We start from the raw sequence: 24,375 nt of genomic DNA on the forward strand, positions 1-24,375 counted from the left end.
GTACCTGCCGGAAAACAAAAAGGCGAGGCCCCCGTTCAAGGGAGCCTCGCTGAATCGTTTTTATTCGTGCCGGATGGCTTCCAGTGCGCTGATGCGGGTGGCTTTCACCGCCGGCCACAGGCCGAAGATGACGCCCACCAAGGTGGAAAAACCCAGCCCCAGCAGCACAAGCCACGGGGGGATGATGGAGATCTGCCCGCCCATGCCGCCGTACATACCGCCCATGCTGCCCAGGCTCCCCAGCAGGCCGCTCAGGTCCACCCCGCCGCCGCCGAACAGGGCGACGATGGTACCCAGGTTGTTCAGGATGGCCGAGGCTGCATAACTCAACGCCACGCCGATGATGCCGCCCAGCAGGCCCAGACACCCGGCCTCCACCAGGAACATGTTGCGGATCTTGCCCACCTCACAGCCCAGCACCTTCATCACGCCGATCTCTTTGGTGCGCTCGTAGATGGACATCATCATGGTGTTGGCGATGTTCAGCGCCGCCACAAAAAGGGATATAGCGGCGGTGCCGCCCAGGATGAGCTGGCTCTTCACCACGCTGGCCTGCATCTCCTCGCGGATCTGGGTCATGGAGTTGGTCTGTTCATAGCCGATGTCGTGGATCCACTCTTCCACTTCACCCACATTCTCCACGTCATCCACCTTAACGTAGACCTCCTGATAGCCGTTGTCCTGCTCGCGCATGACCGTGCCGTTGGAGATCATCACGCCGCCGCTGGAGTTGTTTTTCTTGCCGCTGAGCCGCTGATACTCCTTCTCCAGCAGTTTCATGTCCGACACGCGCATGGCGATACCGGATTCGGTGAAATAATGTTTGGACGTATCCGACACAAACGTACCCATCACCACCAGCTGGAACTCGCTGGTTTTCTCGTTGCCGTTGGTGTCATAGGCGGTGAGTTTCAGGGTAAGTTTGTCCTTGCTGATGTCCACAAAAGGCGGAATAGGATTGCCCAGCGAGTCGGTCTGCCCCGCCCAACGTTGGCGCTTGCCGCTGTTGTAACTCTTGCGGGTATCCTGAAACTGATAGGCAAAATTAGCGCCCACCAGCACGGGGATCTTCTTTTTGCCCAGGTTCACATCGTCGGCGATCCAGTTGCCGCTTTGCAGCTGAAACTCCATTGCCTCCAGTGCGTTCATGTCCACGCCGTAACAATCCCACAGATATGCTTCATACCGGTCACCTTTGCCCGCATAGACATTGCCGTTTATGGAGTTGGAGGAATAGAACGGCGTGGCCGCCACCACATGTTCGTGGCTGCGGAAGGTCTCCAGCATTTCATCGTCCAGCTTGGGGATGTCGCCCGCGGCGCCGTAGGAATAGTTATAGATCTGGATCTGGGTCAGATCGCCCCAGCTTTGAAGCATGGCTTCGTTCTGGGCGTTGCTTGCAATGCCCAGGCTGATCAACACGATGATGGCGAAGGTGCCCACCACCACGCCGATCACCGTCAGGGCGGTGCGGCCTTTGCGCCGCCGAAGACTATCCGTGCTGAAGCGCAGCAGATCAGATATCTTCATCTTCTTCCTCCAGCTGTGCCAGTTTCTTCGCAGCCTTCTTCTTGCGGATCACCACCACGACGACCGCAACAACAGCGCCCACGCCCACAACGATGAGGGCCCAGCCCCAGATGGGCATGCCGGTGCTCACATCATCGCCCATGGTGGGGTCCATCATGCCGGGATCCATCATGCCGGGGTCGTCGTAAACGGGCATGGCCTCCACGGTGCAGGAGAATTCCTTCTCCAGCGTGGCCACTTCGCCCTTGGCGTTCTCATAGCTCAGGATGACCTTGCCGTTGATGACGCCCTCGGCGGAAGCCATCACGCTGAAGTCCACCGAGTTCTCGGTGCCGGCGGCCACGTTGCCCAAAAACTGGCTCTGGCCGGGGTTGGCCAGGTTCTCGCCCTGGATCTCGGCGGTGAGGTTGTTGATGGCGCTCTTGCCCTTGTTGACGAAGGTGACTGAGAGGTAGCCCTCCTCGCCCATCATCATGGTCTCGGGCGCTTCCACATTGGTGATCTCAAAGCGCTCGGGCTGGGTCACGGGAATAGAGATGGGAGAGGTGGCAGCCTCGCCGTTTTTGCTGGTCAGCTGCACGGTGATGTTCACAGAGCCGGGCTCCATGGTGGCGTCGGTGATCATCTTGTAGCTGATGGTGCGGGTCTCGTTGGGAGCCATCACGCCCACATAGGTGTTCATGCTGCCGCTGGCGAGGCTGACGTTCTTGGAGTCCGTGGGGAAGGTCAGGCCCACCATCACGTCTTCCAGATTGGTGTTGCCGCTGGTGGTGAACAGGGTCAGCTCCAGGGTGAACTCCTTGCCGGCCTCCACGCTGTTGCCGCCGAAGGTGAAGTCCTTCACCATGATCTTGGGCACTTCCTGCGGCGCAGGAGTGGGCGCGGGGGTGGGTTCAATGGCCTCGGCGCACTGGATGATGGTGAGGCTCACGGGGACGAGCTCACGGGGCTCGTCACCACCCTCGGTGATCACGTCAAAGCTGAATTCGTTGCTGCCGCCGTTGTAGGTCACATCCGTAAACACAAATTTGTATGTACCGTCGCCGCGTTTTTCCGCAATGGCGTCTTTACCAGAGAAACTGCTGGTGTTGATACGGCCGCGAAGACCGGCATTTTTGCCTTGGGCCCATTCATCGGACACGGTGATGCTGATGTTGGCTTTTTCGCCGGGGCGCAGATGGGCGCCGAAGCTGCCGCCCACATCGTAATTGATCACAAGCACGTTCTTGGAATCGGGGGTGGGAGTGGGGTCGGGAGAAGGGGTGGGCGTTGCGCCGGAGTTCCCATTGGTGACAGTGATGGTCTCGGTGGTGCCGCCTTCCCCTTCCGCGTACACCGGCGCGCCGGCAAACACGCCCAGCGCCAAAGCCAGCGCCAGGGAAAGGCTGATGATCTTGTTCTTCATCTGTTTCATGGATGTGATTCCTCTCATTCGTCGGTGATACTGTCTGCCGGTACGGTGGTCTGAGGCTCCGGCGGCGCCTCCTGCTTCGATTCCAGAATATCCTTGAACAGTTCGGCCTGCTTTTGCGCCTTTTCCTGTTCGTCCAGAAGGATGTTGCTCTCCACCATGCCGTCCCGGATGGTGATGACCCGGTCCGCCACGTCGGCCAGATCTCGCTCGTGGGTGACCATCACGAAGGTGATGTTGTTCTCCTTCGCCATGGTGAGCATGCGGTAAAGCACCTGGCGGGTGGTGGATGAGTCCAGGTTTCCGGTGGGCTCGTCGGCAAAGATGACCTTGGGCTTTGCCACGAACGCACGGGCAATGCCCACGCGCTGCTGCTGGCCGCCGCTCATCTCGGTGGGCTTGTGGTTCGCACGCTTGCCCAGGCCCATGCGCTTGAGCTCCGCCTTGGCCATTTCCAGCCGCTTTTTGCGGGGCACGCCCTTGAACATCAGCGGAAGCGCCACGTTCTCGGCGGCGGTGAGGTTGGGCAGCAGGTTGTAGCTTTGGAAGATGAACCCCAGGTGCGCCTGGCGGAACTTTGCCAGCTGGTTTTCGTTCATCGCGCTGATCTCGTGCTTGCCTATGTGCACGCTGCCCTTTGTTGGCTTTTCCAGCCCTGCAAGCTGGTTGAGCAGGGTGGATTTGCCGCTGCCCGAAGGGCCCACGATGCAGCAGATCTCACCGGGTTCGATGGCAAGGTTCACATCTTTCAGGGCGATGACTTTTTCCTTGCCCACCCGGTACACCTTGCGCAGATGTTCCACGCAGATGATTGGCGCCATTCTTTCACCTCTTCGCTGCGGCCTTTCGGGCCGCCGTTCTCATAAAATACCCACAAGCGGGCTGATCCAGCCGCTCTGGCTCGTTTTGAACACCCAATAGTAAAGCACGGCGAAGACCTCCCGCATGTAACAGGGCATCACCGAGTTGAGGCTGATGCCCGCGGGGACGGAACTTACCTGTTCAAAGCCCACCAGCCGGGCGTAGCAGCGGGCGCGGTAGCAGTGGAAGGCATTGGTCACCACCGCCATGGGCTCGTCCGCGCCGATGCCCCGCTCTTCCAGGAGTTCTTTTGCAAACAGCAGATTCTCTTCGGTGGAGGTGCTCTTCTGCTCCACCACGATCTGCTCCTCCGGCACGCCCTTTTCCACCAGATAGCGGGCCATCGCCACCCCTTCCGGGATGGTCTCGCCGCTGCCCTGCCCGCCGGTGACTGCGATCACCACCTCGGGATTTTCCAGGTAATAGGCATAGGCGGCGTCCAGGCGGCGGCGCAGCAAATCGGAAGGCACGTCCTTTCGCAGGCCCGCGCCCAGCACCACGATGGCCTTTTCCTGCCCGCTGGCCGCGCCGGCATAGCCGCTGACGGCCACAAAGCCCAGCAGCAGGCAGAAAACGCCCGCGCCGCAGAAGAACAGCATTTTCAGCCAGCGGCCCACGCCCTCGGCGCAAAAGGCGTCGATGGGGCGGTGGAACACGGCATAGGCCCAAAGCGCCGCCGTGAGAAGATACATCAAAAGAAGGCCGAAGTTGAAGTTGGAGCGAAAGCTGCGCAGCACGCTGTCGGCCAGAAGGACGGCTGCCAGCGCCCACACGATGATGATCCTGATCTGCATTTTGTCCCTTTTCAATGGAGTTTCTCACTTCCCGCTGCGGGCCGGCGGTCCCGATTCAAAAGAGCCTCACAGGGTAAACGAATGGAGCGCGGATTTTATTTCACCCGCCGTGAGGGTTCAGTTGAAAATTTTCGCAGCCAGGTCCTGGCCGTCCAGCTTCGCCTTGACGCCCAGCGCCGTGCAAATGGTCTGGCCGATGGCGCCGAAGCCCAGCACAGTGCCCAGGTTATTGTCCTTCTTCACCTCGGGGCCGGCCACCAGCAGCGGCACATACTCCCGGGTGTGGTCGGTGGTCTTGGTGAAGCCGGGGTCGCAGCCGTGGTCGCCGGTGATCATCACCACGTCGCCCGGGCGCAGTTTTTTCAGCAGCGCGCCGAGGCCCCGGTCAAACTCGGACGCCGCCGCCGCATAACCGGGAATGTTGCGCCGGTGGCCGTAGATCATGTCGAAGTCCACCAGGTTGATGAAGGCAAGGCCCTCGAAATCCCGGTCCGCCAGCTCCAGCATCACCCGGATGCCGTCGGTGTTGCCGCTGGTGCGGATCTTCTCGGTCAGGCCCTCGCCGTCGAAAATATCATAAATTTTGCCCACGCCGATTACGTCTTTGCCGGCGGCTTTCAGATAGTCCAGCATGGTCTTTGCGGGGGGCTTGAGGGAATAGTCGTGGCGGTTGGAGGTGCGCTTGAAGTCTGCCGCGCAGCTGCCCACGAAGGGCCGTGCGATCACGCGGCCCACGCCATGCTCGCCTTTGAGCATATCCCGGGCCATCTGGCAGTATTCATATAGCTGCTCCAGCGGCACCACCTCTTCGTGGGCGGCCACCTGGAACACACTGTCCGCCGAGGTGTAGACGATGAGCGCGCCGGTGCGCATGTGCTCCTCGCCGTAGTCCTTCAGCACCTCGGTGCCGGAATAGGGCTTGTTGCACAGCACCTTGCGCCCGGTGATCTTTTCGTACTGCTCGATCACCTCGGGGGGGAAGCCGTCGGGATAGGTGGGCAGCGCCCGCTCGCTTTCCACGCCGGCGATCTCCCAGTGGCCGATGGTGGTGTCCTTGCCGTTGCTGGCCTCCTGCAGGCGCACGCAGCTGCCCGCAATGGGCCGCACCGGCGCGCCGCACTGCACGCCGTCCAGATCGAACAGGCCCAGAGAGGCCATGTTTGGCGCCGCAAAACCAGGGTCCTTTGCGATGGAGGCAAGGGTGTTGGCCCCCACGTCGCCGAATTTATCCGCATCCGGCTCGTAGCCGATGCCGAAGCTGTCCAGCACGATCAGAAAAACGCGCTTTGTCATGGTGATATTTCCTCCTTGGAATGGTCTTATGTCTAAAGGTGATTCCATTATACAATATTCCCCACAGGAAGTTAAGCCGGAGAGAGAAGTTTTCTCCCCTCGTTTGCACAGGGATGTTAAAACTTTTTAAAATTGCTTTTGGGCCTTTGACGCGCTTGCATTCAGGTGTATAATATATGCTGGTGAAAATTCGAGGTTCTAACATTTCAGGAGGTTCCTTATGAACAGAATGCGTAAAACCAAGATCGTGTGCACCCTGGGCCCTTCCACGGACCGGGAGGACGTGCTTCGGGATATGATCCTGAGCGGCATGAACGTCGCCCGCTTCAATTTTTCTCACGGCACTCATGAAGAGCACAAGCGCCGGCTGGACGCCCTCAAGCGCCTGCGCGAAGAGCTGAACCAGCCTGTGGCCGCCCTGCTGGACACCAAGGGCCCTGAAATTCGTTTGAAGCAATTCGCCGGCGGCAAGACCGAGCTGGTGACCGGCCAAACCTTCACCCTCACCACCCGGGATGTGGAGGGCACCAGCGAGATCTGCTCCATCACCTACAAGGACCTGCCCGGCGACCTTTCTGTGGGCAGCACCGTGCTGCTGGCGGACGGCCTCATCAGTCTGGCCGTTACCAAGCTCACCGACACCGACATCACCTGCAAGGTGGAGAACGGCGGCCCCATCAGCAACAACAAGGGCGTGAACGTGCCCGGTGTTTCCCTGTCCATGCCCTACATGAGCCAGCGGGACAAGGACGACATCCTCTTTGGCATCGAACAGGGCTTTGACTTCATCGCCGCCAGCTTCACCCGCAGCGCCCAGGACATTCAGGAAGTGCGCCGCCTGCTGAACAACCACAACTCCCACATCCGCATCATCGCCAAGATCGAGAACCGCGAGGGCGTGGACAACATCGACGAGATCCTCACCGCCGCCGACGCGGTGATGGTGGCCCGCGGCGACATGGGCGTGGAGATCGACTTCACCGAGATCCCGGTCATTCAGAAGGAGATCATCTACCACAGCTTCTCCAGCGGCAAGCCGGTCATCACCGCCACCCAGATGCTGGAGAGCATGATCGAAAATCCCCGCCCCACCCGTGCCGAGATCACCGACGTGGCCAACGCCATCTACGACGGCACCAGCGCCATCATGCTCAGCGGCGAAACCGCCGCCGGCAAGTACCCTGTGGAGGCCGTGCGCACCATGGCCGCCATCGCCGAGCGCACCGAGAACGACGCCAGCTACTTCAGCCGCATGCGCAAAGCCCCTGTGGACTCCCGCATGAGCATCGTGGGCGCCACCGCCCATGCGGCGGGCACCACCGCCGCCGACGTGAAGGCCGCCGCCATCATCACCGTGAGCAAGAGCGGCGAGACCGCCCGCCTGGTGAGCAAGGGCCGCCCCTCCACCCCGGTCATCTCCTGCGTGGTGGACGACTGGGTGCAGCGTCACCTGGCCCTTTCCTGGGGCGTCACTCCCCTGCTGATGCCCTACGCCCACAACACCGATGAACTCATCGACCTTTCGGTCAAGACCGCCGAGGAGGCCGGCCTTGTGCACACCGGCGACCTGGTTGTGGTGACCGCCGGCGTGCCGGTGGGCATCTCCGGCACCACCAACATGCTCAAGGTGCACATGGTGGGCGACTCCCTGCTGAACGGTGTGGGCATCGGCGACCACAACGCCAAAGGCCCTGTGTGCATCTGCCGCAGCAACCACGACGTAACAACCAAGTTCCGCAAGGGCGACGTGCTGGTGGTCCCCTACACCAACAATGAGATGCTGGACGCCATGCGTGACGCCAGCGCCATTGTGGTGGAGGAGGCCGGCCTGAACAGCCACGCCGCCATCGTGGGCCTGACGCTGGGCAAGGCGGTCCTGGTGGGCGCTTCCGGCGCCACCCGCGTTTTGAAAGACGGCGCGATGGTCTCGGTGGACTGCGGCCGCGGCATCGTGCAGAGCATGGCGGACTGAACGCGCAAATTAAGCAAGCCCCGGGAGTGTTCCCGGGGCTTGCTTTATCTCGTTTGGCTTTCAGGATAGGCCGCGAATTCTTCTTCTGTGCCGTTGAACACGTTCAGGTCGATATAAGGCTCTTCGCCGGCGTATCCGTCCAGCTGCCCGCGGTCGGTGTACTGCCAGAAGGTCCAGTCCCGGCCGTCTTTGAGGCGAGGGGTGAAATAGACGTTCCGTATCCAGATATCGTATCCTTCGTAACCCCCCGCCAGATACCGGCCATAGGCGCTGCCGGTGGCGTAGAGCACCGGGCGCATGCCATAATGCTCCTCCAGCCGCTTCAAAAGCAGCGTGAGCTGCTCGGTCACTTCCTCTCGGGCGGGCGGATGCAGCTTCTTGCTGCCATAGAGCTCCACATCCACCACGGGCGGCAGCATCCCGTCGAACGGTTCCACTGCCCGGATGAAATTTTCCGCCTGGGTGTCTCCCCCGCTTTCAAAACTGAAAAAGTGATAGGCCCCGGCCCGCAGACCACTCTGGCGCGCCTGCTGCCAGTTCTGCCGGAAGTTCGGGTCCTGTGAGCCGCTGCCCTCCGTTGCCTTGATGAACGCGAAGGAAACGCCCTGCCGCGCCAGCGCCTGCCAGTCGATCTCGCCCTGATAGACAGACACATCCACGCCGCGCACTGGATACCGGTTTCGGGAAGGCGCGTTCAGACGAGGCGGTCCGTCATTTAAGAGCACGACTGCCGCGGCGGCCGCCAGGACGATGCCCGCAAAAAGACAGGCTCCGGCAATGCGCCTTGCCGCGCCGTGGGGCTGGCGCCTGAACGCAGGAAACAGCTTCATCGGGCTCACCTCACAAACAAAACCGGGCAGACGCACGGCGTCTGCCCGGTTATGGCGGAAAGAGAGGGATTCGAACCCTCGGTGGGTTTATAGCCCACACACGATTTCCAGTCGTGCGCCTTAGACCAGCTCAGCCATCTTTCCATTCACTCTGCGGCCCTCAAAGCCGCTTATATATAATACCGAAAAGAGGGCTTCCTGTCAAGCCCCAAAATGCAAAAATGCCTGCTTTCAGCAGGCATTTTTTTGTTTCACTCCACGCGGGCGGGATAATACAGGTTGTTGCTGATGAACTCCAGCTTATCCTTCAGCGCCTGCTCCATGGTGGCCACGACGTTGACCATGTTGGCCACGGACTCGTTGACCTCCATCAGCTGGCAGAAGTTCACGTCCTCCATACCGATGACGCACTGCAGCTTCTCGCCCTCGGCGTTGAGGATGTGGCTGAGAGCCGTCTCCTCCAGCGCGATGCTCTCCAGCAGGTCGGTGACCGCCTGGCACATGGTGATGGGATTGGAATGCATGGAAATAACGGGCATGGACATAAGGCATACCTCCTGAAAAAATGGTGTGTTGCAACACGTTCGTGCTGGCTATCCCACTATATGCCGCCGTCCGTGTTTTGTTCCGCCCATCCGCAAAAGGGAAAAGAGCAGGGGCATGTTCTCCCCTGCTCTTTGTTTTTTCAGCAGCCCAGATAGGCTTTTCGCACCTCGATGTTGTTGGCCAGCTCGTCGGCGGGGCCTTCCATCTTGATGGTGCCGGTCTCCAGCACATAGGCCCGATCGGCAATTTCCAGCGCCATCTTGGCGTTCTGCTCCACCAGAAGGACGGTCACGCCGTCCCGGTTCACATCCTCGATGATGTGGAATATCTCCTTCACCAGAAGGGGCGACAGGCCCATGCTGGGTTCGTCCAGCAGCAGCATCTTGGGCTTGCACATCAGCGCGCGGCCAATGGCCAGCATCTGCTGCTCGCCGCCGGACAAAGTGCCCGCCTGCTGCTTGCGCCGCTCTTTCAGGCGGGGCAGCCGCTCGAACACCATTTCCAGGTCGTCGGCAATGGCATCCTTGGAGTCCTTTCGGGTGAAGGCGCCCATCTCCAGGTTTTCCTGCACCGACAGGTGGCTGAACACACGGCGGCCTTCCGGCACCTGAGCCAGGCCCAGGCGGATGATCTTGTGGGCCTCCATCTGGCTGATCTTCTGGCCCATAAAGTCGATCTCGCCGCCCTTGAGTTTGAGCAGGCCGGAGATGGCGTGCATGGTGGTGGTCTTGCCGGCGCCGTTGGCGCCGATCAGGGTGACGATCTCGCCCTCGTCCACATGGAAGGAAATGTCCCGGATGGCATGGATGGAGCCGTAAAACACGTTGATGTCCTGTACACGAAGCATTTCACCCATGGCTCAATCACCTCCCAGATACGCCGCAATGACCTTGGGGTTGTTGCGGATGGATTCGCCCGTGCCCTGGGCGATGACACGGCCATAGTCCAGCACATAGATGTACTCGCAGATGCCCATGACGAAGTTCATGTCGTGCTCGATGAGCAGGATGGCCAGATCGAAGCGGTCGCGCACCGCCTTGATGGTGTTCATCAGCTCCTCGGTCTCGTTGGGGTTCATGCCGGCGGCGGGCTCGTCCAGCAGCAGCAGCTTCGGATTGGTGGCCAGCGCGCGGGCGATCTCCAGCTTGCGCTGCTTGCCGTAGGGCAGGCTGGAAGCGGGCAGGCCGGCCTCTTTGTCCAGATCGAAAATTTTGAGCAGCTGCATCGCCTGCTTGTTCATCTGGCGTTCCTTCTCGCGGAAGCCGGGCAGACGGAAGATGCCGGTCCACATGGAATACTTCACCTGGTTATGCAGGCCGATCTTCACGTTGTCCAGAACGCTCATCTGGTCGAACAGACGGATGTTCTGGAAGGTGCGGGCGATGCCCTCCTGGTTGATCTTGGCCGGCTGCTGGCCGGTGATGTTCTTGCCGTCCAGGATGATGTCGCCCTCGGTGGGGCGGTAAACGCCGGTGAGCATGTTGAACACCGTGGTCTTGCCGGCGCCGTTGGGGCCAATGAGGCCGTAGAGCTGGCCTTTTTCCATCTTCATGTCCAGCTGGGCCACAGCCTGCAGGCCGCCGAAGGCGATGCCCAGGTTGGTTACTTCAAGCAGTGCCATGCCTCACGCCTCCTCTTTCTTGCCCTGCGGGCCGTTCTTTTGGAAGCGGGCCGCCAGCTTGCGGAATTTCGGGTTTGCAGCGATCCTGTCTGCCATCTGCGCGCGCCAGGCCACGATCTGGGGGCTCTGGTTGAAGATCATCATCGCGATCAGCACGATGGCGTACACCAGCATGCGGTAGTCCGCCACGCCGCGCAGCAGCTCCGGCAGAACGTAGAGCACGGTGGCCGCGATCATGGAGCCGCGGATATTGCCGATGCCGCCCAGCACCACGAACACCAGCACCAGGATGGAGGTGTTGTAGTCGAACTTCTTGGCCGCCAGCGCGGAAAAGTTCAGCGCATACAGAACGCCGGCCATGCCCGCGAACACCGCGGAGGTGATGAAGGCCATCAGCTTGTACTTGGTCACATTGATGCCGGTGGCCTCGGCGGCGATGCGGTTGTCGCGGATGGACATGATGGCCCGGCCCGCGCGGGAGTTGATGAGGTTCAAAATCACGAACAGGGTGATGAGGATGAGGATGACGCCCGCCAGGAAGGTGGACGCCTTCTTCATGCCGCTGATGCCGATAGCGCCGTTGATGATGACGTCGCCGTCCGGCGCAAGGCCCATGGAGGCGGAGTCTTTGATCGAGAAGTGGAAACCGTTTGAGTCAAGGCCCAGATACACGGTGTTCAGCACATTCTTGATGATCTCGCCGAAGGCCAGCGTCACGATGGCAAGATAGTCGCCCCGCAGCCGCAGCACCGGGATGCCGATGAGGAAGCCGAACACGCCGGCCACCACGCCGCCGATGAGCATGGAGAGCGCAAAGCCCAGCACAGAAGGCATTTCGGAGCCGGTGACGACCCAGAACACCGCGCCGGAAAAAGCGCCCACGCTCATAAAGCCCGCATGGCCCAGGCTCAGCTCGCCCAGGATGCCCACGGTGAGGTTCAGCGAGATCGCAAGCACCACATAGGTGCAGATGGGCACAAGCATGCCCTTCATGGAGTTGTTCAGCACGCCGCCCACGGTCATCGCCTGCACGACGATGTAGAATACCACGACGAGCCCGTAGGTGATCAGGTTGCTGCGCGTGGTCTTTTTCATGTTTTTCAATGCATTCATCACAGCCACCTCACACCTTCTCGTTCATGGGCTTGCCCAAGAGGCCCGTAGGCCGCACCAGCAGCACGATGATCAGAACGGCAAACACGATGGCGTCCGCCAGCTGGGTGGACACGTAAGCCTTGCTCATGATCTCGATGATGCCCAGCAGCACGCCGCCCAGCATCGCGCCGGGGATGGAGCCGATGCCGCCGAACACCGCCGCCGTGAAGGCCTTGATGCCGGGCATCGCACCGGTGGTGGGCGTCAGCGAGGGATATGCCGAACACAGCAGCACGCCGGCCACCGCCGCCAGCGCAGAACCGATGGCAAAGGTAAGGGCGATGGTGGAGTTTACGTTCACGCCCATCAGCTGGGCGGCGCCCTTGTCTTCCGAGACCGCCAGCATCGCGTGGCCCAGCTTGGTATGGTTGACGAAAAGGCTCAGACCCACCATGATGACCGCGGCCGAGACGATGGTGATCACTGTCTCGGAGGAAACGACGATCCTGCCGCCCGCCAGATGCAGGTCCAGCGCGGAGATGGCCACCACGGAGGTGAAGTTCTTCGGGTCGGAACCCCAGATCAGCAACGCCAGGTTCTGCAGAAGGTAGCTCACGCCGATGGCGGTGATCAGCACCGCCAGCGAAGATGCGCCGCGCAGCGGCTTGTATGCGAACCGCTCGATGGCCAGGCCCAGCACCGTGCACAGCGCCATGGAGATCAGGATCGCCGCCAGCGGCGGGATCCCCATCTGGTTGACCGCGATGAACACAATGTAGCTGCCCACCATGATAACGTCGCCATGCGCAAAGTTCAGCATCTTGGCGATGCCGTAGACCATGGTGTAGCCCAGGGCGATAATGGCATACACACTGCCGAGGCTGATGCCATTGATCAGATAGGATGTAAACTCCATGCCCAATTCCCCTTTTCCTTAAGCCGGCCTCTTTTCCGCCCTTCGGCGATGGCGAGCCCGGCCCGCAAATATCCTACTTATTATAGCACTGTTCTAAAGTGCGCACAAGAAAAACTTGGCGAAAGCACCGCCTTTTTGCAAAAAAAGGGTGCCGGCACATCTGGCCGGCACCCCCTTTGGTGCATTGGGAAACGCCGCAGTTACATCGCGGTGTAAGCGCCGTTCTCGATCTTCATGGCGCGGGGAGCCTTGTTCACCTCACCGGTGGCCTCCCACTGCATGCCTTCGCCGGTCAGGCCGTCCACGGTGATCTCGGTCATGGCAACCTTCAGTGCATCGCACAGGGTGGAAGCGTCCATGTCGGGGGTGGCGCCGGACTGCTCGATGGCAGCCAGGATGGTGTAGATACCGTCGTAGGCGTCAGCGGCGAACTGGTTGGGGATCTCGCCGTATTTCTCCTGATACTTGGAAACGAACGCCTGGGTGGCCTCGTCGTCCGCGTCCGCCACGAAGGGAGTCAGCAGCATAACGCCCTCAAACAGGGACAGGTCGGCGCCCTCGATGGTCAGCAGGCCGTCCAGGCCGTCGCAGCCGAAGATCAGAGCGTCGAAGCCCTGCTTATCCATCTCCTGGATGATCAGGTTGGCCTCGGCGTAGTAGATGGGCAGGAACACCAGTTCGGCGCCGGCATCCTTGGCCTTCTGCACCTGCACGGAGAAGTCGGTCTTGTTGTCGGCGGTGAAAGCCTCGTTGGTCACGATCTCCAGGCCCTTGTTGGCGGCCTCTTCCACGAACTTGTCACGAATGCCGGTGGAGTAGGCGTCGGAGCTGTCGTAGATGATGGCGATCTTGGTGGCAAGGCCGTTGTCGGCGATGTAGTCGGCGGAGGCGATGCCCTGGTTGGGGTCGGTGAAGCAGACCTGGAAGGCATTGTCCTCAGCGATAACGTCCGGGTTGGAAGCGGACGGGGTCAGCAGGAACAGGTTGTCCGCCGCGGCCTCGGGGGCAACGGTCAGGCAGGGCTGGGTGGTAACGGTGCCCAGCAGGACCTGCATGCCCCAGTCCTTCAGGGTGTTGTAGGCGTTCATCGCCTTCTCAACGTCGTTTTCGTCGTCCTGGAAGTTCAGTTCGAACTGAACGCCGCCCAGGGCATTGATCTCGTCCACGGCGATCTGGGCGCCGTTCTTCACGGCGTTGCCGTAGGTGGCTGCGCTGCCGGTGGTGGGGCCGATGCCGCCGATCTTGAACACGCCGGCAGTGGAGCCCGCGGTGGAAGTGCCCGCAGAAGCGGGATCAGAACCGGCGGTGGACGAAGGAGTGGAGCCGCAGGCGGCCAGGCTGAACGCCATGGCGGCCGCAAGAGCGGCACTCAAAAACTTTTTCATATGATGTTCCCTCCTGTTGGCGGCCCGAAAGGCCGGCTCTCCTCCGCCGCCCTTCCAGGCCTGGTGTTTCCTAAAATTATAAACACATTCGCCGCAAGATACAATTCGCTATTTTTACATACTTTTTAACGTTGTAAAGCGCCATAGTGGATATTTTGCATAAATTCGCAGTGCATTTTCACTCAGTATTGATCATCACGGCCAAAGCGGGACCTTCAAAGCACATTTTCTGCCATATCTGTCCGGCATGTTTTGAAAAAGACGTTTTTCTTGCCAAAGGGCATTGAAAAAGAGCGCGTTTTTTGTCATAATAGGGATATTATTTCAATGGTACAACACAGAAGTAGGAGATGGATAACATGCAGCTACTGGAAGAGCGGATCCTTCAGGATGGTCAGGTGCGCCCCGGTAATGTTTTAAAGGTAGACTGTTTTCTGAATCATCAGCTGGACATCGCCCTGCTGGACGAGATCGGCAAAGCCTTCTACGAGGTCTACAAGAACGACGGCATCAACAAGATCCTTACCATCGAGGCGTCCGGCATCGCCATCGCCTGCATGACCGCACGGCACTTCGGCGTGCCCGTGGTGTTTGCCAAGAAGGCGAAGAGCAGAAACATCGACGGGGATGTGTACACTTCCACCGTTCACTCCTTCACCTATGGCAAGGACTACGACATCACCCTCTCCAAGAAATTCCTCGGGCCCGAGGACAAGGTGCTCATTGTGGACGATTTCCTGGCGGTGGGCAAAGCCATGCACGGCCTGCTGGATGTTTGCAAACAGGCGGGCGCCACGGTGGGCGGCATCGGCATCGCCATCGAGAAGGGCTTCCAGCCCGGCGGCGAGACCCTGCGCGGCCAGGGCTACAAGCTGACCAGCCTGGCCATCGTAGACTACATGGACGACGAGGGCAACCTGCGCTTCCGTTCTCAGGAATAAACGGCACAGACAAAAAATACGGCCAGCCGCTTTCGGGCGGCTGGCCGCATTTTTTCTCAGGCCTGCTCTTTTTCCTTTTCCTTGAGCCGGTTGATGATCAGCGCGTATCCCCCGTTGCCGTACTGGATGCATCGGTTGATGCGGCTGATGGTGGCTGTGCTGATCTCCACCTCACGGACGATCTGTTCGTAGGTCTTGCCATCCAGCAGCATTTTGGCGGCCTCCAGCCGCTGTGCCATGTCGGCGAGTTCCTTCATCGTGCACAGGTCCTCAAAGAAGGTATCGCACTCTTCCATATTCTCCAGCGAAAGGATCGCTTCAAACAGGGCTTTGGTGGTTTGATTTTTCAGACGAGCTTTCTCGACCATGATACACCTCGCACATCCTTCAGACTTTTTACTCAACTAAAGTCTATCACAATCTCTTGCAGATTGCAAGGCATCGAACGAAAAAACAAACCGTCCCCTTTTGTGGCAGATGCACGAAAGCAAGGGCGTCTCTCCCCTGCTCTTTCAATTGCCGGGTCACTCCCTCATAAGGTCGCTGCGGATGTCGCTGTGCAGGGCGGCTTTCAGCGTCGCCCGCTCCGCCGCCAGGCAGATCAGCAGCGTTCCCAGCGCGATGGCACCGGTGCAGCCAAGCACGGACAGCAAAAGCGTGGTGCGCGTCTGGCTGAACATATAGCGGCCCAGCAGCCACCGGGCGGTGCACAGCCAGAGGGCCGCCCCCGCCGGCAGCCCGAGGCCCAGGCCCCAGGCGCAGCGCAGCAGCGTTTCCCGCCGCAGCATGGCCGCCACATCGCCCCTGGTCATGCCGGCGCTGCGCAGCAGGGCGAACTCCCGGCGGCGCAGCTGGGTCTCCGCCCCGATGGAGCCAAGCAGGGCCGCGCCGCAGCCCAGCGCCGTCAGCACTTCAAAACCGCCCGCAAAGACGTTCAGCAGCACCCGCACCGCCTTTTGATAGACCCGGGCGGGCGATGCGGGGGTGAGGTCCTCGATCTGCCAGCCGGTGTTCGTCTGGCCGCCGGCGTAGCGCTCGCTTGCCCCCAGCTCCGTCAGTGTTTGTATCAGCGCAGGGGTAAGCTGCGAGGAATCCTCCGCGTCCACGAAAAACTCGAATTCCCGTTTGTCCTCGCCGGTGACCTCGGCGCCCCGCAGTGCATCGAAGGCGCTCTGGCTGGTGATGAGCACGCCATTGGGGTACATGGCTAAATAAGTGTCCTGCCAGAGCACCCCGTCGGGCAGCGGCGTGGTGCAGACATCCGCCACCGCAAGCGCCTGTTCCGTCCCTTCGTTCAGCAGCTCGCCGGTGGCAAATGCCATCACGCCTTCCTCCGGCGGCGCGTACACGCAGGCAAGGCCGCCCTGTGCTTCGGGCAGCGGCCCGCCATACCACCGGGCAAAGCTTTCGTCGTCCAGGGTGATGAGGACCGAGCTGCGGGCCGGGCCCTCCCACACACGCCAGCCGGTGCGCTCGGTGGCCCAGACGTCAACGCCGGTGACCTGGCGGGCCGTGTCTTCCAGCCTGCCTAACAGCTGCCGCGTGTCGATGTTCACCGCCCAGAGATAGACCCGGTAGGTGTAGGTGGCGGATTGGCTGGAGTATCCCGCCAGAAGGCCGCGGGAAAAACCGTTTACCATGCAGACGAGCAGCGCACACACTACGATCACGCTGACCTGGGTGCGAAAGCGCCCGCCGGCCCGCCGCACACTGCGGCTGGCCAGCAGCGCGGGAGCCTGCCGGGGTTCCCGCCGGCGAACACGGCGGGGCGGTGTTTCCGCCATGCCCCGTACCGCCTCGATGGGTGTAAGGCGCGCCGCCCGCCGCGCCGTTCCGCTGGCGGCCAGCAGAAGGGTGACGACCGGGCAGGCCAGCGCCAGCAGCACCGCGCCGGGCGTTATGACCAGATGGATCTCCCGCACCCCCCGCTCCGCCAGCGCATCCATAAAAGGCCGAAGGAGCCGGAACGTGACGGCAAGGCCCCCTGCGGCGCACAAAACGCCCAGCGGGGCGGCAAGCGCCGAAAGGAACAGCGCGTCCAACCACACGCTCTGGCGAAGCTGGCGGCGGGTGGCTCCCACGCTGGCCAGCTGCCCCAGCATGCGGGTGCGCTGAGCCAGCGACATGGCAAAGGTCCCTCGCAGCAGCACCGCGAGAAAGACCACCAGCAGCGCGACCACCAGCTGGGATGCCGCCAGCACGATCTGAGAAAAGGCAGACTCCATTTTAAAGGACACGGCCAGGGAAAAACCGCCGAACTGCACCGCCGCAAGCATCGTGGAGCACACAAGGGCCGAAAGCGCCACAAACCAGGTGCGCGCACCGCCCCGCCGCCACTGCCGCCATGTGACAAGGAACATCGCTTTCATGCCCGCACCTCGTCTTTCACAAGGCGGCCGTCCCGCAGGCGCAGGATGCGCTTGGCCTGCAGGGCCAGCGCTTCATCGTGAGTGATCATCACGATAGTCTGGCCGGTGGTCTCGTTGAGCTGCGCCAGCATGCGCATCACGCTCTCGCTGGCCGCCGAGTCCAGATTGCCGGTGGGCTCGTCCGCTAAGAGCAGCGCCGGGCGGGTGATGAGGGCGCGGGCGATGGCCACCCGCTGCTGCTGCCCGCCCGAAAGCTGGGCGGGAAAGGCCTTACGCTTGCCCTCCAGGCCCAGGCGGGCCAGCAGGTCCAGCACCCGGGCGGGGTCCGCGGTGCGGCCGTCCAGCAGCATGGGCAGCGTAAGGTTCTCCTCCACTGTGAGCAGCGGCACCAGATTGTAAAACTGATACACCAGGCCGATCTGCCGGCGGCGGAACACCGTCAGCTCCTCCTCTTTCTGGTCGTAGAGAGAAACGCCGTCCAGCGTGATGCGGCCGGAAGTGGGCTTATCCACTCCGCCCAGCAGATGCAAAAGCGTGGATTTTCCCGAGCCGGAGGCCCCCATCACGGCCACGAACTCGCCCCGCTCCACCGTGAGGGAAACGCCGTCCAGCGCGCGGACCGCCGCGTCGCCTGAGCCGTATACCTTTGTGAGTTGTTCTACCTGTAAAAAAGCCATGGTATCCCTTCCTTCCGCTTTCAGGATACCGCGCCCGGGTGACCGCCCGGTGACAGCACGGTGACAGCTTCGTCACCCGCGTAAAGACGCAGGGTGAAACGGGGGCCACCGGGGGCGTTTTCCGCCCGGACCGTTCCGCCCTGCCCCTGGGCGATGGCCTTCGCCAACGCGAGGCCGATGCCCGCACTGCCGGGGGCAGCATTTTTTCCCCGCCAGAACCGCTCGAACAGATGAGGGAATTCTTCTTCCGGGATGAGCGGACCGTCGTTCTCCACGACAAATTCCGTATAAAGTGCATTGCCCTCACAGGAAAGCGCGACTCTGCCGCCGGCATTCGTGTGCTCGGCGGCGTTTTTGGCCAGGTTGGTCAGTGCTTCCAGCGTCCATGCCCTGTCGCACAAGCAGCTGGCGGCCGGCCCGGCCCACTCCACGGCCACGCCCCGGTCCGCGCACAGCGGCTGGACTGACTGCGCGGCGGCGCGCAGCAGCTCCCGCGCGTCGTTCTGCTTTCGTTCGAACCGGACCACCGCCGCGTCCAGGCGGCAGAGTTTGAGCAGCTGCTCCACCAGCCAGCCCATCCGCTCAGCGGCCTGGGACACGCGGCAGGCGCACTGATCCTTTTCTTCTGTTGGGACTGCCTTGTCCTCCCAGAGTTCCGTCTGGAGCAGAATGGCCGCGATGGGGGTTTTCAGCTGGTGGGCCACGTCCCCCAGAAAATCAGCCAGCAGGCGCTTGTCCTTTTCCAGCGCCGTCTTCTGCTCGCCCAGGATGGTGGTGATCTTGTAAATATCGTCCCGCAGGGCATTCAGTTCTCCTTCCCGCTGGGTGCGGATGTCCAGTATCTCGCCGCCGGTGTAAACGCTGGCGAGATACTCCGAGAGCCGGCCGATCTCCCGGGCGCGGTGGATGCAGAATCCGGCGGCCAGCGCAAGGCAGGTTCCGCCGCACAGGGCGGCAGAAAGGGCCGCGCCCGCGCCGAAAGCAAGCGCGCCCGCCGCCGCAAACACGGCGCTCGCCAGCAGCAGGCCCACCAGAAACTTCTTTGCCTCCCGGCTTCTCATGGCTTTTCCTCCCATCGATAGCCGATGCCCCGCACGGTGGCGATGCGCCCGCCTTCGGGGCCCAGTTTTTCCCGCAGGCGCTTGACGGTGACCGTGAGGGTGTTGTCCTCCACAAAAGCGCCGCCGTCGTCCCACAAAGCCTGCAAAAGCTGCCCGCGCTCCCACGCCCGCCCGGCCTGGGAGGCCAGCAGCAACAAAAGGCGGTATTCCTGGGCGGTGAGCGCCACAGGCGCGCCGTTCACCGTGACCTGGGCGGACCGGGCGTCTACTGCGAGCGCGCCGAAAGCATACACCTGTTTTTGGCCCCGCCGGCGCAGCACCGCCCGCAGGCGGCTGACCAGCTCCCGGGCGCGGAAAGGCTTTGCCACATAGTCGTCCGCCCCTTCCTCCAGCGCCCGCACGACGCTGTCCTCGTCGCTGCGGGCAGTGAGGATGACGACCGCCGCGTCCCCCGCCGCCCGCACGGCATGGCAGACTTCGTAGCCGCTGCCGTCCGGCAGGCCCAGGTCGATGAGCGCGGCGTCAAAAGCGCGGGACGCTGCCAGTTCCCGCGCGCGGGCGGCGGTGGCCGCTGTCTCGACGCTCCATCCCTCCGCCTGCAGCAGCGTTGCCAGCGGGCGGGCGATGGCCTCTTCATCTTCCACAAGCAGCACGTTCATGGCGCATGCCCTCCTTTTTCTTTTTTATCAGTATACCTCATTTTTCCCCCACGCGGGTGACGGAATCGTCACCCGTTCCCGCACGACGGGCAAAAAAGAGAGTGAGCGGAAAGCTCACTCTCTTTGCAAAGCAGTTTTCTTGCAGGGCTGCCCCGTGTTTTTTAATTTGTCCAAAGCTGCGGTATAAAATGTCCGGCCGTTCTTAGAGGGGTATCGGAAACGATGCTTGTGCGGCCGGGCAAAACTTTATTTTCGGGTGGGAACGATCTCTAACCAGTACCCGTCCGGGTCCTGAATGAAGTAGATGCCCATCGCCGGGTTTTCGTAGCAGATGCAGCCCATCTCCTTGTGCTTTTCGTGGGCGGCGTCAAAATCGTCCACCCGGAAGGCTAGATGGAACTCGCATTCGCCCAGGTCGTATTTCTGGGGATGGTCCCGCAGCCAGGTGAGCTCCAGTTCAAAGGGCTCGCCGGGCACGGCCGCATACACGATGATGAAGGAACCGTCGACGGCCTCTTTGCGGCGCACTTCCTCCAGGCCCAGCGCCTGACGGTAAAACTCCAGTGAGCGCGCAAGATCGCTCACGTTGTAGTTCTCGTGGATCATACTGAACTTCATGGATGTTTTCCTTTCTTTGAAGCTGAAAGGCGGAATGACTTTACAGCATAGTGGCGCGCAGTTCCTCGCCGCTCAAGGGACTGAGCAGGGCGGGGGGCACGTCCAGAACGGTCTTGCATCCTTGCTGGCCCGCCTCGTGCATCCGCCAGACGGCGCGGGCATAGGCCACCAGGATGCTGGAAGTGAATTCGGGGTTCGAGTCCAGCGTCAGCTTGTACTCGATCACATGGGTGTTGGCGCTGTCTTTCCCGGTCTTGCCGGTGCGGATGACCATGCCGCCGTGGGGCAGGCCCGCATGGTCGCGCAGAAGTTCCTCCTCGCTGATGAAGTGGACGGTGGTGTCATAGTCGGCGAAGTAGTTGGGCATCTCCTTGATCTCTTTTTCGATGCGGGCGGTGTCGGCGCCGGGCTTTGCCACCACAAAGCACTCGCGGGTATGCTTCTGGCGGGTGGTCAGAACAGGCTGGGCGCCGCTGCGCACCGCCTCAAGGGCGCTCTCCACCGGCACGGTGTACTGACGGGCATCCTGCACGCCTTCCACGCGGCGGATGGCGTCGGAATGGCCCTGGCTCACGCCCTTGCCCCAGAAGGTGTAGGTCTCGCCCTGGGGCAGCACGGCGCCGGCATACACCCGGCTCAGGGAGAAAAGGCCCGGGTCCCAGCCGGCGGAGATGAGCGCCAGGGTGCCGCCTTCCTTGGCGGCTGCGTCCACCGCGGCAAAGTGCTCGGGGATGCGGGCGTGGGTGTCGAAGCTGTCCACCACGTTGAACAGGCGGGCCAGCGCGGGCGTCTGTTCGGGCAGGTCGGTGGCGCTGCCGCCGCACAGGATCATCACGTCGATCTTATCCTGCATTTCAGCGGCTTTACCGGCGGCCAGCACGGGCACGTCCGGGGTCGCCGCCTGGATGGAGGCAGGGTCCCGCCGGGTGAACACGGCGGCCAGCTGCATATCCGGGTTCTGGGCAACGGCGTATTCCACGCCCCGGCCCAGGTTCCCATAGCCCATAATACCGATTCGGATCATATCCATTCCTCCGATTCTCTGAAAATTGAAAAGGCAAACGCCTGAAACAGGCGCTTTTTGCAAAAGAAGGCGGCAGGAACACCGCCGTCTTTCGGGATGAAACACCGCTAAAACAATACCACATTCCCGCCCGGCGCACAAGGGGAAAGTCCGCTGAAGAACGCGCTCAAAAGACCGGGTGCAGGCTGTTAGCCAAAAAAGCCCGGGTCTTTTCGCTTTTCGGCGCGCCGAATACATCTTCCGGGGCGCCCTCCTCTTCGACCACGCCATCCGCCATGAAAATGACACGGTCGGAAACATTGCGGGCGAACTCCATCTCATGGGTCACCACGATCATGGTGGTGTCCTTGCTTTTCAGGCCCTTGATGACCCGCAGCACCTCGCCGGTGAGTTCCGGGTCCAGGGCGCTGGTGGGCTCGTCAAAACACAGAATGTCCGGCTGCAGCGCCAGCGCACGGGCAATGGCCACCCGCTGCTGCTGCCCGCCGGAGAGTTGGAAGGGGTAAAGCCCCATCTTGCCGGCGAGGCCCACTTGCGCCAGCAGAGCCCGGCCCTTTTCGCGGTTTTCTGCTTCCGCCCGCCCCGCTCCGGCTTTGCCCAGCTTTTCCTTTGCCAGCAGGTCCATGGCCAGGGTCACGTTCTGCAGTGCGGTGTACTGGGGGAAGAGATTGAAGTTCTGGAACACAAGGCCGAAGTGCAGCCGCTTCTGCCGCACCGGCTGGGCGCAGGAAGGCCCCCACAGTTCTTCGCCCTTCACATACAGTTCGCCCACGTCGGGCATTTCCAGAAAATTCAGACAGCGCAGAAGGATGGTCTTGCCGCTGCCGGAGGAACCGATGATAGAGAGCACCTGCCCCTGCTCCAGGGCGAGGTCCACTCCCCGCAGCACCTGGGCGCCGCCAAAGGCCTTGCGCAGGCCCTTCATTTCCAAAATTGCCATATCCCGTTACCCCTTGTAGTAGTTCAGCTTTTTTTCCAGCCATCCGAACAGCAGCGTCAGGCCGCCGTTGAAGACAAGATAGAACACGCCGGTGTAGAACAAAGGCCACAGCAGAGCCCGCTGGGCGGTGATGTCCTGCGCGGCGCGGATGATCTCGCCCTCGCCGATGACCCGGGCAAGGCTGGTGTCTTTTACCAAGGTGATGATCTCGTTGCTCATGGGTGCAAGGATGCGCTTGATCACCTGCAGCAGCACCACCTTGCGGAAGATCTGCCCCCGGGTCATGCCCAGCACCTGGCCGGCCTCCCACTGCCCCTGGGGGATACCCTCGATGCCTCCTCGGTAAATCTCAGAGAAGTAGGCCGCGTAATTGATGATAAAGGCCGCCAGCACCGCGCCAAGCCGGTTTTCGATTGGTATGCCGAAGGCAAGACCGGGCACATAATACACCACGATGACCTGCAGCATGAGGGGCGTGCCGCGGATGATCCAGATGAAGGTGCGGGTGAGCCAGCGCAGCGGCGCAAAGCGGCACATGGAGCCGAAACATACCGCCAGGCCCAGCGGCAGCGCTGCCGCAAGAGTGCCGGCAAAAATGATAACGGTGGCCTGAAATCCTTTCAGCAGTTCCAGAGTAACTTCCCAAAACGACATGGACGTAAAACTCCTTTTGGCCCGGGCACAGGGAGCCCTTTACTCAAACCCGCGCCGTCCGGGGCGTTTGTCCACGGACGGCGCGGGTCATCTGATTCAAATGGTTCGTTGAAAGCAGGAGATGGTCATTCGGCAGGCTCCAGCGCCACCAGCACGGACGGGTACTTTTCGGCCAGGGCGGCCACAGTGCCGTCATCGGCCAGCTGCTGCAGCGCTTCGTTGATCTTTTCAGTCATGTCGCTGCCCTTGCGCAGGCCGATGCCGTATTCCTCTTTGGAGAGCTCAACGCCCTCCACCACCATCAGGTCGTCGTAGCTGGTGCCCTCGCCCACAGAGGCGTAGGCCATCACAGCGTCGATGACCGCCACGTCGGCGGTGCCGGATTTCAGTTCCAGCAGGGTGTCACGCTGGGCCTGCAGGGTGGTGAGCTGAGCGTTCTGCAAAGCTTCTTCCGCTTCCACGCTGGACTGGCCCGCGCTGCCGGCTTCCACCACGATCTTTGCATTCGCCATGCTGGAAAGGTCGGTGTAAACATCGGCGTTGGCGCTGTTGATGACGCAGACCTGCATGTTGCCACTGTAAGGAATGGAGAAGTCCATATTTTCCTTCAGGTCATCCTTGATGGTCATGCCATTCCAGATGCAGTCGATGTTCTTGCTCTGCAGTTCGAACACTTTCTGGTCCCAGTCGATCTCCACGAACTCCGGCGTGACGCCCAGTTTTTCGCACACCGCCTCGGCCAGCTCGGTGTCAAAGCCGATGAGGGTGTCCGGGTCCTCCGGGTCATAGTAGTTCATCGGCTCAAACAGGGTGATACCGATTTTCAATGTACCCTTTTCCTGCACATACTCCCAATCAGACTCGCCGGTCTGACCGCAGCCCGCCAGCAGAGAGGCGGCCAGTGCGGCGGCTGCAAACAACGATACGGCCCTTTTCATTGCGATCTCCTCCCCCAAAAGCGAAGCGCTTTATTGCTTTATCACGCTAAAATGATAGCATAAAGAATTGCCGTTTGCAATAGGGATCTCGCAGAAACAGAAAAAATCGGTGTTCCCTACAAGACAGCGCAAAAAAGGAAAGCGGCCGTTGTGCGAAAACGACAATAAATATCCCCCGGCGAAGCCGGGGGTTTTGCACAGACGGGTGAAACCCTGGATTACTAGCGCACGCGTCACGTC

General features: G+C 61.3%; 25 protein-coding genes and 1 tRNA gene. 2 read left to right on the top strand and 24 right to left on the bottom strand.

Annotation, left to right across the window (positions count from 1 at the left end; all coding sequences use genetic code 11):
- Positions 1-60: 60 nt before the first annotated feature.
- From ACH2AT_RS03950 to ACH2AT_RS03970, 5 genes are all read right to left on the bottom strand, one after another.
- Positions 61-1,530 carry an ABC transporter permease gene (locus ACH2AT_RS03950; RefSeq protein ID WP_394963830.1) on the bottom strand — a complete coding sequence of 490 codons (1,470 nt, stop codon included), beginning with the start codon at positions 1,528-1,530 and terminating at the stop codon, positions 61-63.
- Positions 1,517-2,944, bottom strand: coding sequence for a hypothetical protein (locus tag ACH2AT_RS03955; protein WP_394963831.1), 1,428 nt, complete (start codon positions 2,942-2,944; stop codon positions 1,517-1,519). The genes ACH2AT_RS03950 and ACH2AT_RS03955 overlap by 14 nt, the downstream gene beginning before the upstream one ends.
- 14 nt (positions 2,945-2,958) lie before the next feature.
- On the bottom strand, positions 2,959-3,762 hold the full coding sequence (locus ACH2AT_RS03960; protein ID WP_394963833.1) for an ABC transporter ATP-binding protein: 804 nt from the start codon (positions 3,760-3,762) through the stop codon (positions 2,959-2,961).
- 39 nt (positions 3,763-3,801) lie between these two features.
- Positions 3,802-4,596, bottom strand: a complete 795-nt coding sequence (locus tag ACH2AT_RS03965; RefSeq protein ID WP_394963835.1) for a YdcF family protein — start codon at positions 4,594-4,596, stop codon at positions 3,802-3,804.
- A 117-nt stretch (positions 4,597-4,713) separates the two neighbouring features.
- Positions 4,714-5,889: a phosphopentomutase gene (locus tag ACH2AT_RS03970; RefSeq protein ID WP_394963837.1), complete on the bottom strand. Its 1,176-nt coding sequence runs from the start codon at positions 5,887-5,889 to the stop codon at positions 4,714-4,716.
- A 229-nt stretch (positions 5,890-6,118) separates the two neighbouring features.
- On the opposite strand from ACH2AT_RS03970, the gene pyk reads away from it, so the two are divergent.
- A complete protein-coding gene (gene pyk / locus ACH2AT_RS03975) occupies positions 6,119-7,861 on the top strand; it encodes a pyruvate kinase (protein WP_394963871.1) in 1,743 nt (580 codons plus the stop codon).
- A 44-nt stretch (positions 7,862-7,905) separates the two neighbouring features.
- On the opposite strand, the gene ACH2AT_RS03980 is transcribed toward pyk, so the two are convergent.
- The 8 genes from ACH2AT_RS03980 to ACH2AT_RS04015 form a co-directional block, all read right to left on the bottom strand.
- Entirely contained in the window at positions 7,906-8,514 is a 609-nt protein-coding gene (locus tag ACH2AT_RS03980) for a GH25 family lysozyme (protein ID WP_394963838.1), read from the bottom strand.
- 229 nt (positions 8,515-8,743) lie between these two features.
- Positions 8,744-8,835: transfer RNA gene (locus ACH2AT_RS03985), tRNA-Ser, on the bottom strand.
- Between the two features lie 107 nt (positions 8,836-8,942).
- On the bottom strand, positions 8,943-9,236 hold the full coding sequence (locus tag ACH2AT_RS03990) for a hypothetical protein (RefSeq protein ID WP_394963840.1): 294 nt from the start codon (positions 9,234-9,236) through the stop codon (positions 8,943-8,945).
- A gap of 140 nt (positions 9,237-9,376) precedes the next feature.
- On the bottom strand, positions 9,377-10,093 hold the full coding sequence (locus ACH2AT_RS03995) for an ABC transporter ATP-binding protein (RefSeq protein WP_177521121.1): 717 nt from the start codon (positions 10,091-10,093) through the stop codon (positions 9,377-9,379).
- A 3-nt stretch (positions 10,094-10,096) separates the two neighbouring features.
- Positions 10,097-10,858, bottom strand: coding sequence for an ABC transporter ATP-binding protein (locus ACH2AT_RS04000; RefSeq protein ID WP_394963842.1), 762 nt, complete (start codon positions 10,856-10,858; stop codon positions 10,097-10,099).
- 3 nt (positions 10,859-10,861) lie between these two features.
- Entirely contained in the window at positions 10,862-11,971 is a 1,110-nt protein-coding gene (locus ACH2AT_RS04005; RefSeq protein WP_394963844.1) for a branched-chain amino acid ABC transporter permease, read from the bottom strand.
- 10 nt (positions 11,972-11,981) lie between these two features.
- Positions 11,982-12,869, bottom strand: a complete 888-nt coding sequence (locus tag ACH2AT_RS04010) for a branched-chain amino acid ABC transporter permease (protein ID WP_394963846.1) — start codon at positions 12,867-12,869, stop codon at positions 11,982-11,984.
- 200 nt (positions 12,870-13,069) lie between these two features.
- Positions 13,070-14,254, bottom strand: a complete 1,185-nt coding sequence (locus ACH2AT_RS04015; RefSeq protein WP_394963848.1) for an ABC transporter substrate-binding protein — start codon at positions 14,252-14,254, stop codon at positions 13,070-13,072.
- Between the two features lie 359 nt (positions 14,255-14,613).
- On the opposite strand from ACH2AT_RS04015, the gene ACH2AT_RS04020 reads away from it, so the two are divergent.
- Complete coding sequence (locus ACH2AT_RS04020; RefSeq protein WP_394963850.1) at positions 14,614-15,195, top strand: xanthine phosphoribosyltransferase; 582 nt, start codon at positions 14,614-14,616, stop codon at positions 15,193-15,195.
- A 56-nt stretch (positions 15,196-15,251) separates the two neighbouring features.
- Here ACH2AT_RS04020 and ACH2AT_RS04025 read toward each other — a convergent pair whose 3' ends face one another.
- The 11 genes from ACH2AT_RS04025 to ACH2AT_RS04075 all read right to left on the bottom strand — a co-directional run.
- Positions 15,252-15,563 (bottom strand): YerC/YecD family TrpR-related protein, encoded by a 312-nt coding sequence (locus tag ACH2AT_RS04025; RefSeq protein ID WP_330056474.1) that lies wholly within the window; start codon positions 15,561-15,563, stop codon positions 15,252-15,254.
- A 156-nt stretch (positions 15,564-15,719) separates the two neighbouring features.
- The gene (locus tag ACH2AT_RS04030) at positions 15,720-17,564 is read right to left on the bottom strand and encodes an ABC transporter permease (RefSeq protein ID WP_394963851.1); all 1,845 of its coding nucleotides are present in this window, start codon (positions 17,562-17,564) and stop codon (positions 15,720-15,722) included.
- Positions 17,561-18,241: an ABC transporter ATP-binding protein gene (locus tag ACH2AT_RS04035; protein ID WP_394963853.1), complete on the bottom strand. Its 681-nt coding sequence runs from the start codon at positions 18,239-18,241 to the stop codon at positions 17,561-17,563. Before ACH2AT_RS04035 ends, ACH2AT_RS04030 begins: the two co-directional genes overlap by 4 nt.
- Positions 18,242-18,261: 20 nt before the next feature.
- Positions 18,262-19,302 carry a sensor histidine kinase gene (locus ACH2AT_RS04040; RefSeq protein ID WP_394963855.1) on the bottom strand — a complete coding sequence of 347 codons (1,041 nt, stop codon included), beginning with the start codon at positions 19,300-19,302 and terminating at the stop codon, positions 18,262-18,264.
- Entirely contained in the window at positions 19,299-19,961 is a 663-nt protein-coding gene (locus ACH2AT_RS04045) for a response regulator transcription factor (protein WP_394963857.1), read from the bottom strand. The genes ACH2AT_RS04040 and ACH2AT_RS04045 overlap by 4 nt, the downstream gene beginning before the upstream one ends.
- Before the next feature lie 246 nt (positions 19,962-20,207).
- Positions 20,208-20,579: a VOC family protein gene (locus ACH2AT_RS04050; RefSeq protein ID WP_394963859.1), complete on the bottom strand. Its 372-nt coding sequence runs from the start codon at positions 20,577-20,579 to the stop codon at positions 20,208-20,210.
- Positions 20,580-20,619: 40 nt separating this feature from the next.
- Complete coding sequence (locus tag ACH2AT_RS04055; RefSeq protein WP_394963861.1) at positions 20,620-21,609, bottom strand: diaminopimelate dehydrogenase; 990 nt, start codon at positions 21,607-21,609, stop codon at positions 20,620-20,622.
- Positions 21,610-21,769: 160 nt separating this feature from the next.
- Complete coding sequence (locus tag ACH2AT_RS04060) at positions 21,770-22,543, bottom strand: amino acid ABC transporter ATP-binding protein (protein ID WP_394963863.1); 774 nt, start codon at positions 22,541-22,543, stop codon at positions 21,770-21,772.
- Positions 22,544-22,549: 6 nt separating this feature from the next.
- Positions 22,550-23,197, bottom strand: a complete 648-nt coding sequence (locus tag ACH2AT_RS04065) for an amino acid ABC transporter permease (RefSeq protein ID WP_394963865.1) — start codon at positions 23,195-23,197, stop codon at positions 22,550-22,552.
- 125 nt (positions 23,198-23,322) lie between these two features.
- Positions 23,323-24,135 (bottom strand): transporter substrate-binding domain-containing protein, encoded by an 813-nt coding sequence (locus ACH2AT_RS04070; protein WP_394963867.1) that lies wholly within the window; start codon positions 24,133-24,135, stop codon positions 23,323-23,325.
- Positions 24,136-24,165: 30 nt separating this feature from the next.
- Positions 24,166-24,375: hypothetical protein (locus ACH2AT_RS04075; RefSeq protein ID WP_394963869.1), on the bottom strand; the 210-nt coding region annotated here is incomplete at its 5' end.

Source organism: Candidatus Allofournierella excrementigallinarum, from assembly GCF_944388085.1.
Lineage (GTDB): Bacteria > Bacillota > Clostridia > Oscillospirales > Ruminococcaceae > Allofournierella_A > Allofournierella_A excrementigallinarum.

Coding starts and splice junctions, on each gene's coding strand:
- ACH2AT_RS03950 (WP_394963830.1), bottom strand. CDS start 1,530: ATGAAGATATCTGATCTGCTGCGCTTCAGCACGGATAGTCTTCGGCGG.
- ACH2AT_RS03955 (WP_394963831.1), bottom strand. CDS start 2,944: ATGAAACAGATGAAGAACAAGATCATCAGCCTTTCCCTGGCGCTGGCT.
- ACH2AT_RS03960 (WP_394963833.1), bottom strand. CDS start 3,762: ATGGCGCCAATCATCTGCGTGGAACATCTGCGCAAGGTGTACCGGGTG.
- ACH2AT_RS03965 (WP_394963835.1), bottom strand. CDS start 4,596: ATGCAGATCAGGATCATCATCGTGTGGGCGCTGGCAGCCGTCCTTCTG.
- ACH2AT_RS03970 (WP_394963837.1), bottom strand. CDS start 5,889: ATGACAAAGCGCGTTTTTCTGATCGTGCTGGACAGCTTCGGCATCGGC.
- pyk (WP_394963871.1), top strand. CDS start 6,119: ATGCGTAAAACCAAGATCGTGTGCACCCTGGGCCCTTCCACGGACCGG.
- ACH2AT_RS03990 (WP_394963840.1), bottom strand. CDS start 9,236: ATGTCCATGCCCGTTATTTCCATGCATTCCAATCCCATCACCATGTGC.
- ACH2AT_RS03995 (WP_177521121.1), bottom strand. CDS start 10,093: ATGGGTGAAATGCTTCGTGTACAGGACATCAACGTGTTTTACGGCTCC.
- ACH2AT_RS04000 (WP_394963842.1), bottom strand. CDS start 10,858: ATGGCACTGCTTGAAGTAACCAACCTGGGCATCGCCTTCGGCGGCCTG.
- ACH2AT_RS04005 (WP_394963844.1), bottom strand. CDS start 11,971: ATGAATGCATTGAAAAACATGAAAAAGACCACGCGCAGCAACCTGATC.
- ACH2AT_RS04010 (WP_394963846.1), bottom strand. CDS start 12,869: ATGGAGTTTACATCCTATCTGATCAATGGCATCAGCCTCGGCAGTGTG.
- ACH2AT_RS04015 (WP_394963848.1), bottom strand. CDS start 14,254: ATGAAAAAGTTTTTGAGTGCCGCTCTTGCGGCCGCCATGGCGTTCAGC.
- ACH2AT_RS04020 (WP_394963850.1), top strand. CDS start 14,614: ATGCAGCTACTGGAAGAGCGGATCCTTCAGGATGGTCAGGTGCGCCCC.
- ACH2AT_RS04025 (WP_330056474.1), bottom strand. CDS start 15,563: ATGGTCGAGAAAGCTCGTCTGAAAAATCAAACCACCAAAGCCCTGTTT.
- ACH2AT_RS04030 (WP_394963851.1), bottom strand. CDS start 17,564: ATGAAAGCGATGTTCCTTGTCACATGGCGGCAGTGGCGGCGGGGCGGT.
- ACH2AT_RS04035 (WP_394963853.1), bottom strand. CDS start 18,241: ATGGCTTTTTTACAGGTAGAACAACTCACAAAGGTATACGGCTCAGGC.
- ACH2AT_RS04040 (WP_394963855.1), bottom strand. CDS start 19,302: ATGAGAAGCCGGGAGGCAAAGAAGTTTCTGGTGGGCCTGCTGCTGGCG.
- ACH2AT_RS04045 (WP_394963857.1), bottom strand. CDS start 19,961: ATGAACGTGCTGCTTGTGGAAGATGAAGAGGCCATCGCCCGCCCGCTG.
- ACH2AT_RS04050 (WP_394963859.1), bottom strand. CDS start 20,579: ATGAAGTTCAGTATGATCCACGAGAACTACAACGTGAGCGATCTTGCG.
- ACH2AT_RS04055 (WP_394963861.1), bottom strand. CDS start 21,609: ATGGATATGATCCGAATCGGTATTATGGGCTATGGGAACCTGGGCCGG.
- ACH2AT_RS04060 (WP_394963863.1), bottom strand. CDS start 22,543: ATGGCAATTTTGGAAATGAAGGGCCTGCGCAAGGCCTTTGGCGGCGCC.
- ACH2AT_RS04065 (WP_394963865.1), bottom strand. CDS start 23,197: ATGTCGTTTTGGGAAGTTACTCTGGAACTGCTGAAAGGATTTCAGGCC.
- ACH2AT_RS04070 (WP_394963867.1), bottom strand. CDS start 24,135: ATGAAAAGGGCCGTATCGTTGTTTGCAGCCGCCGCACTGGCCGCCTCT.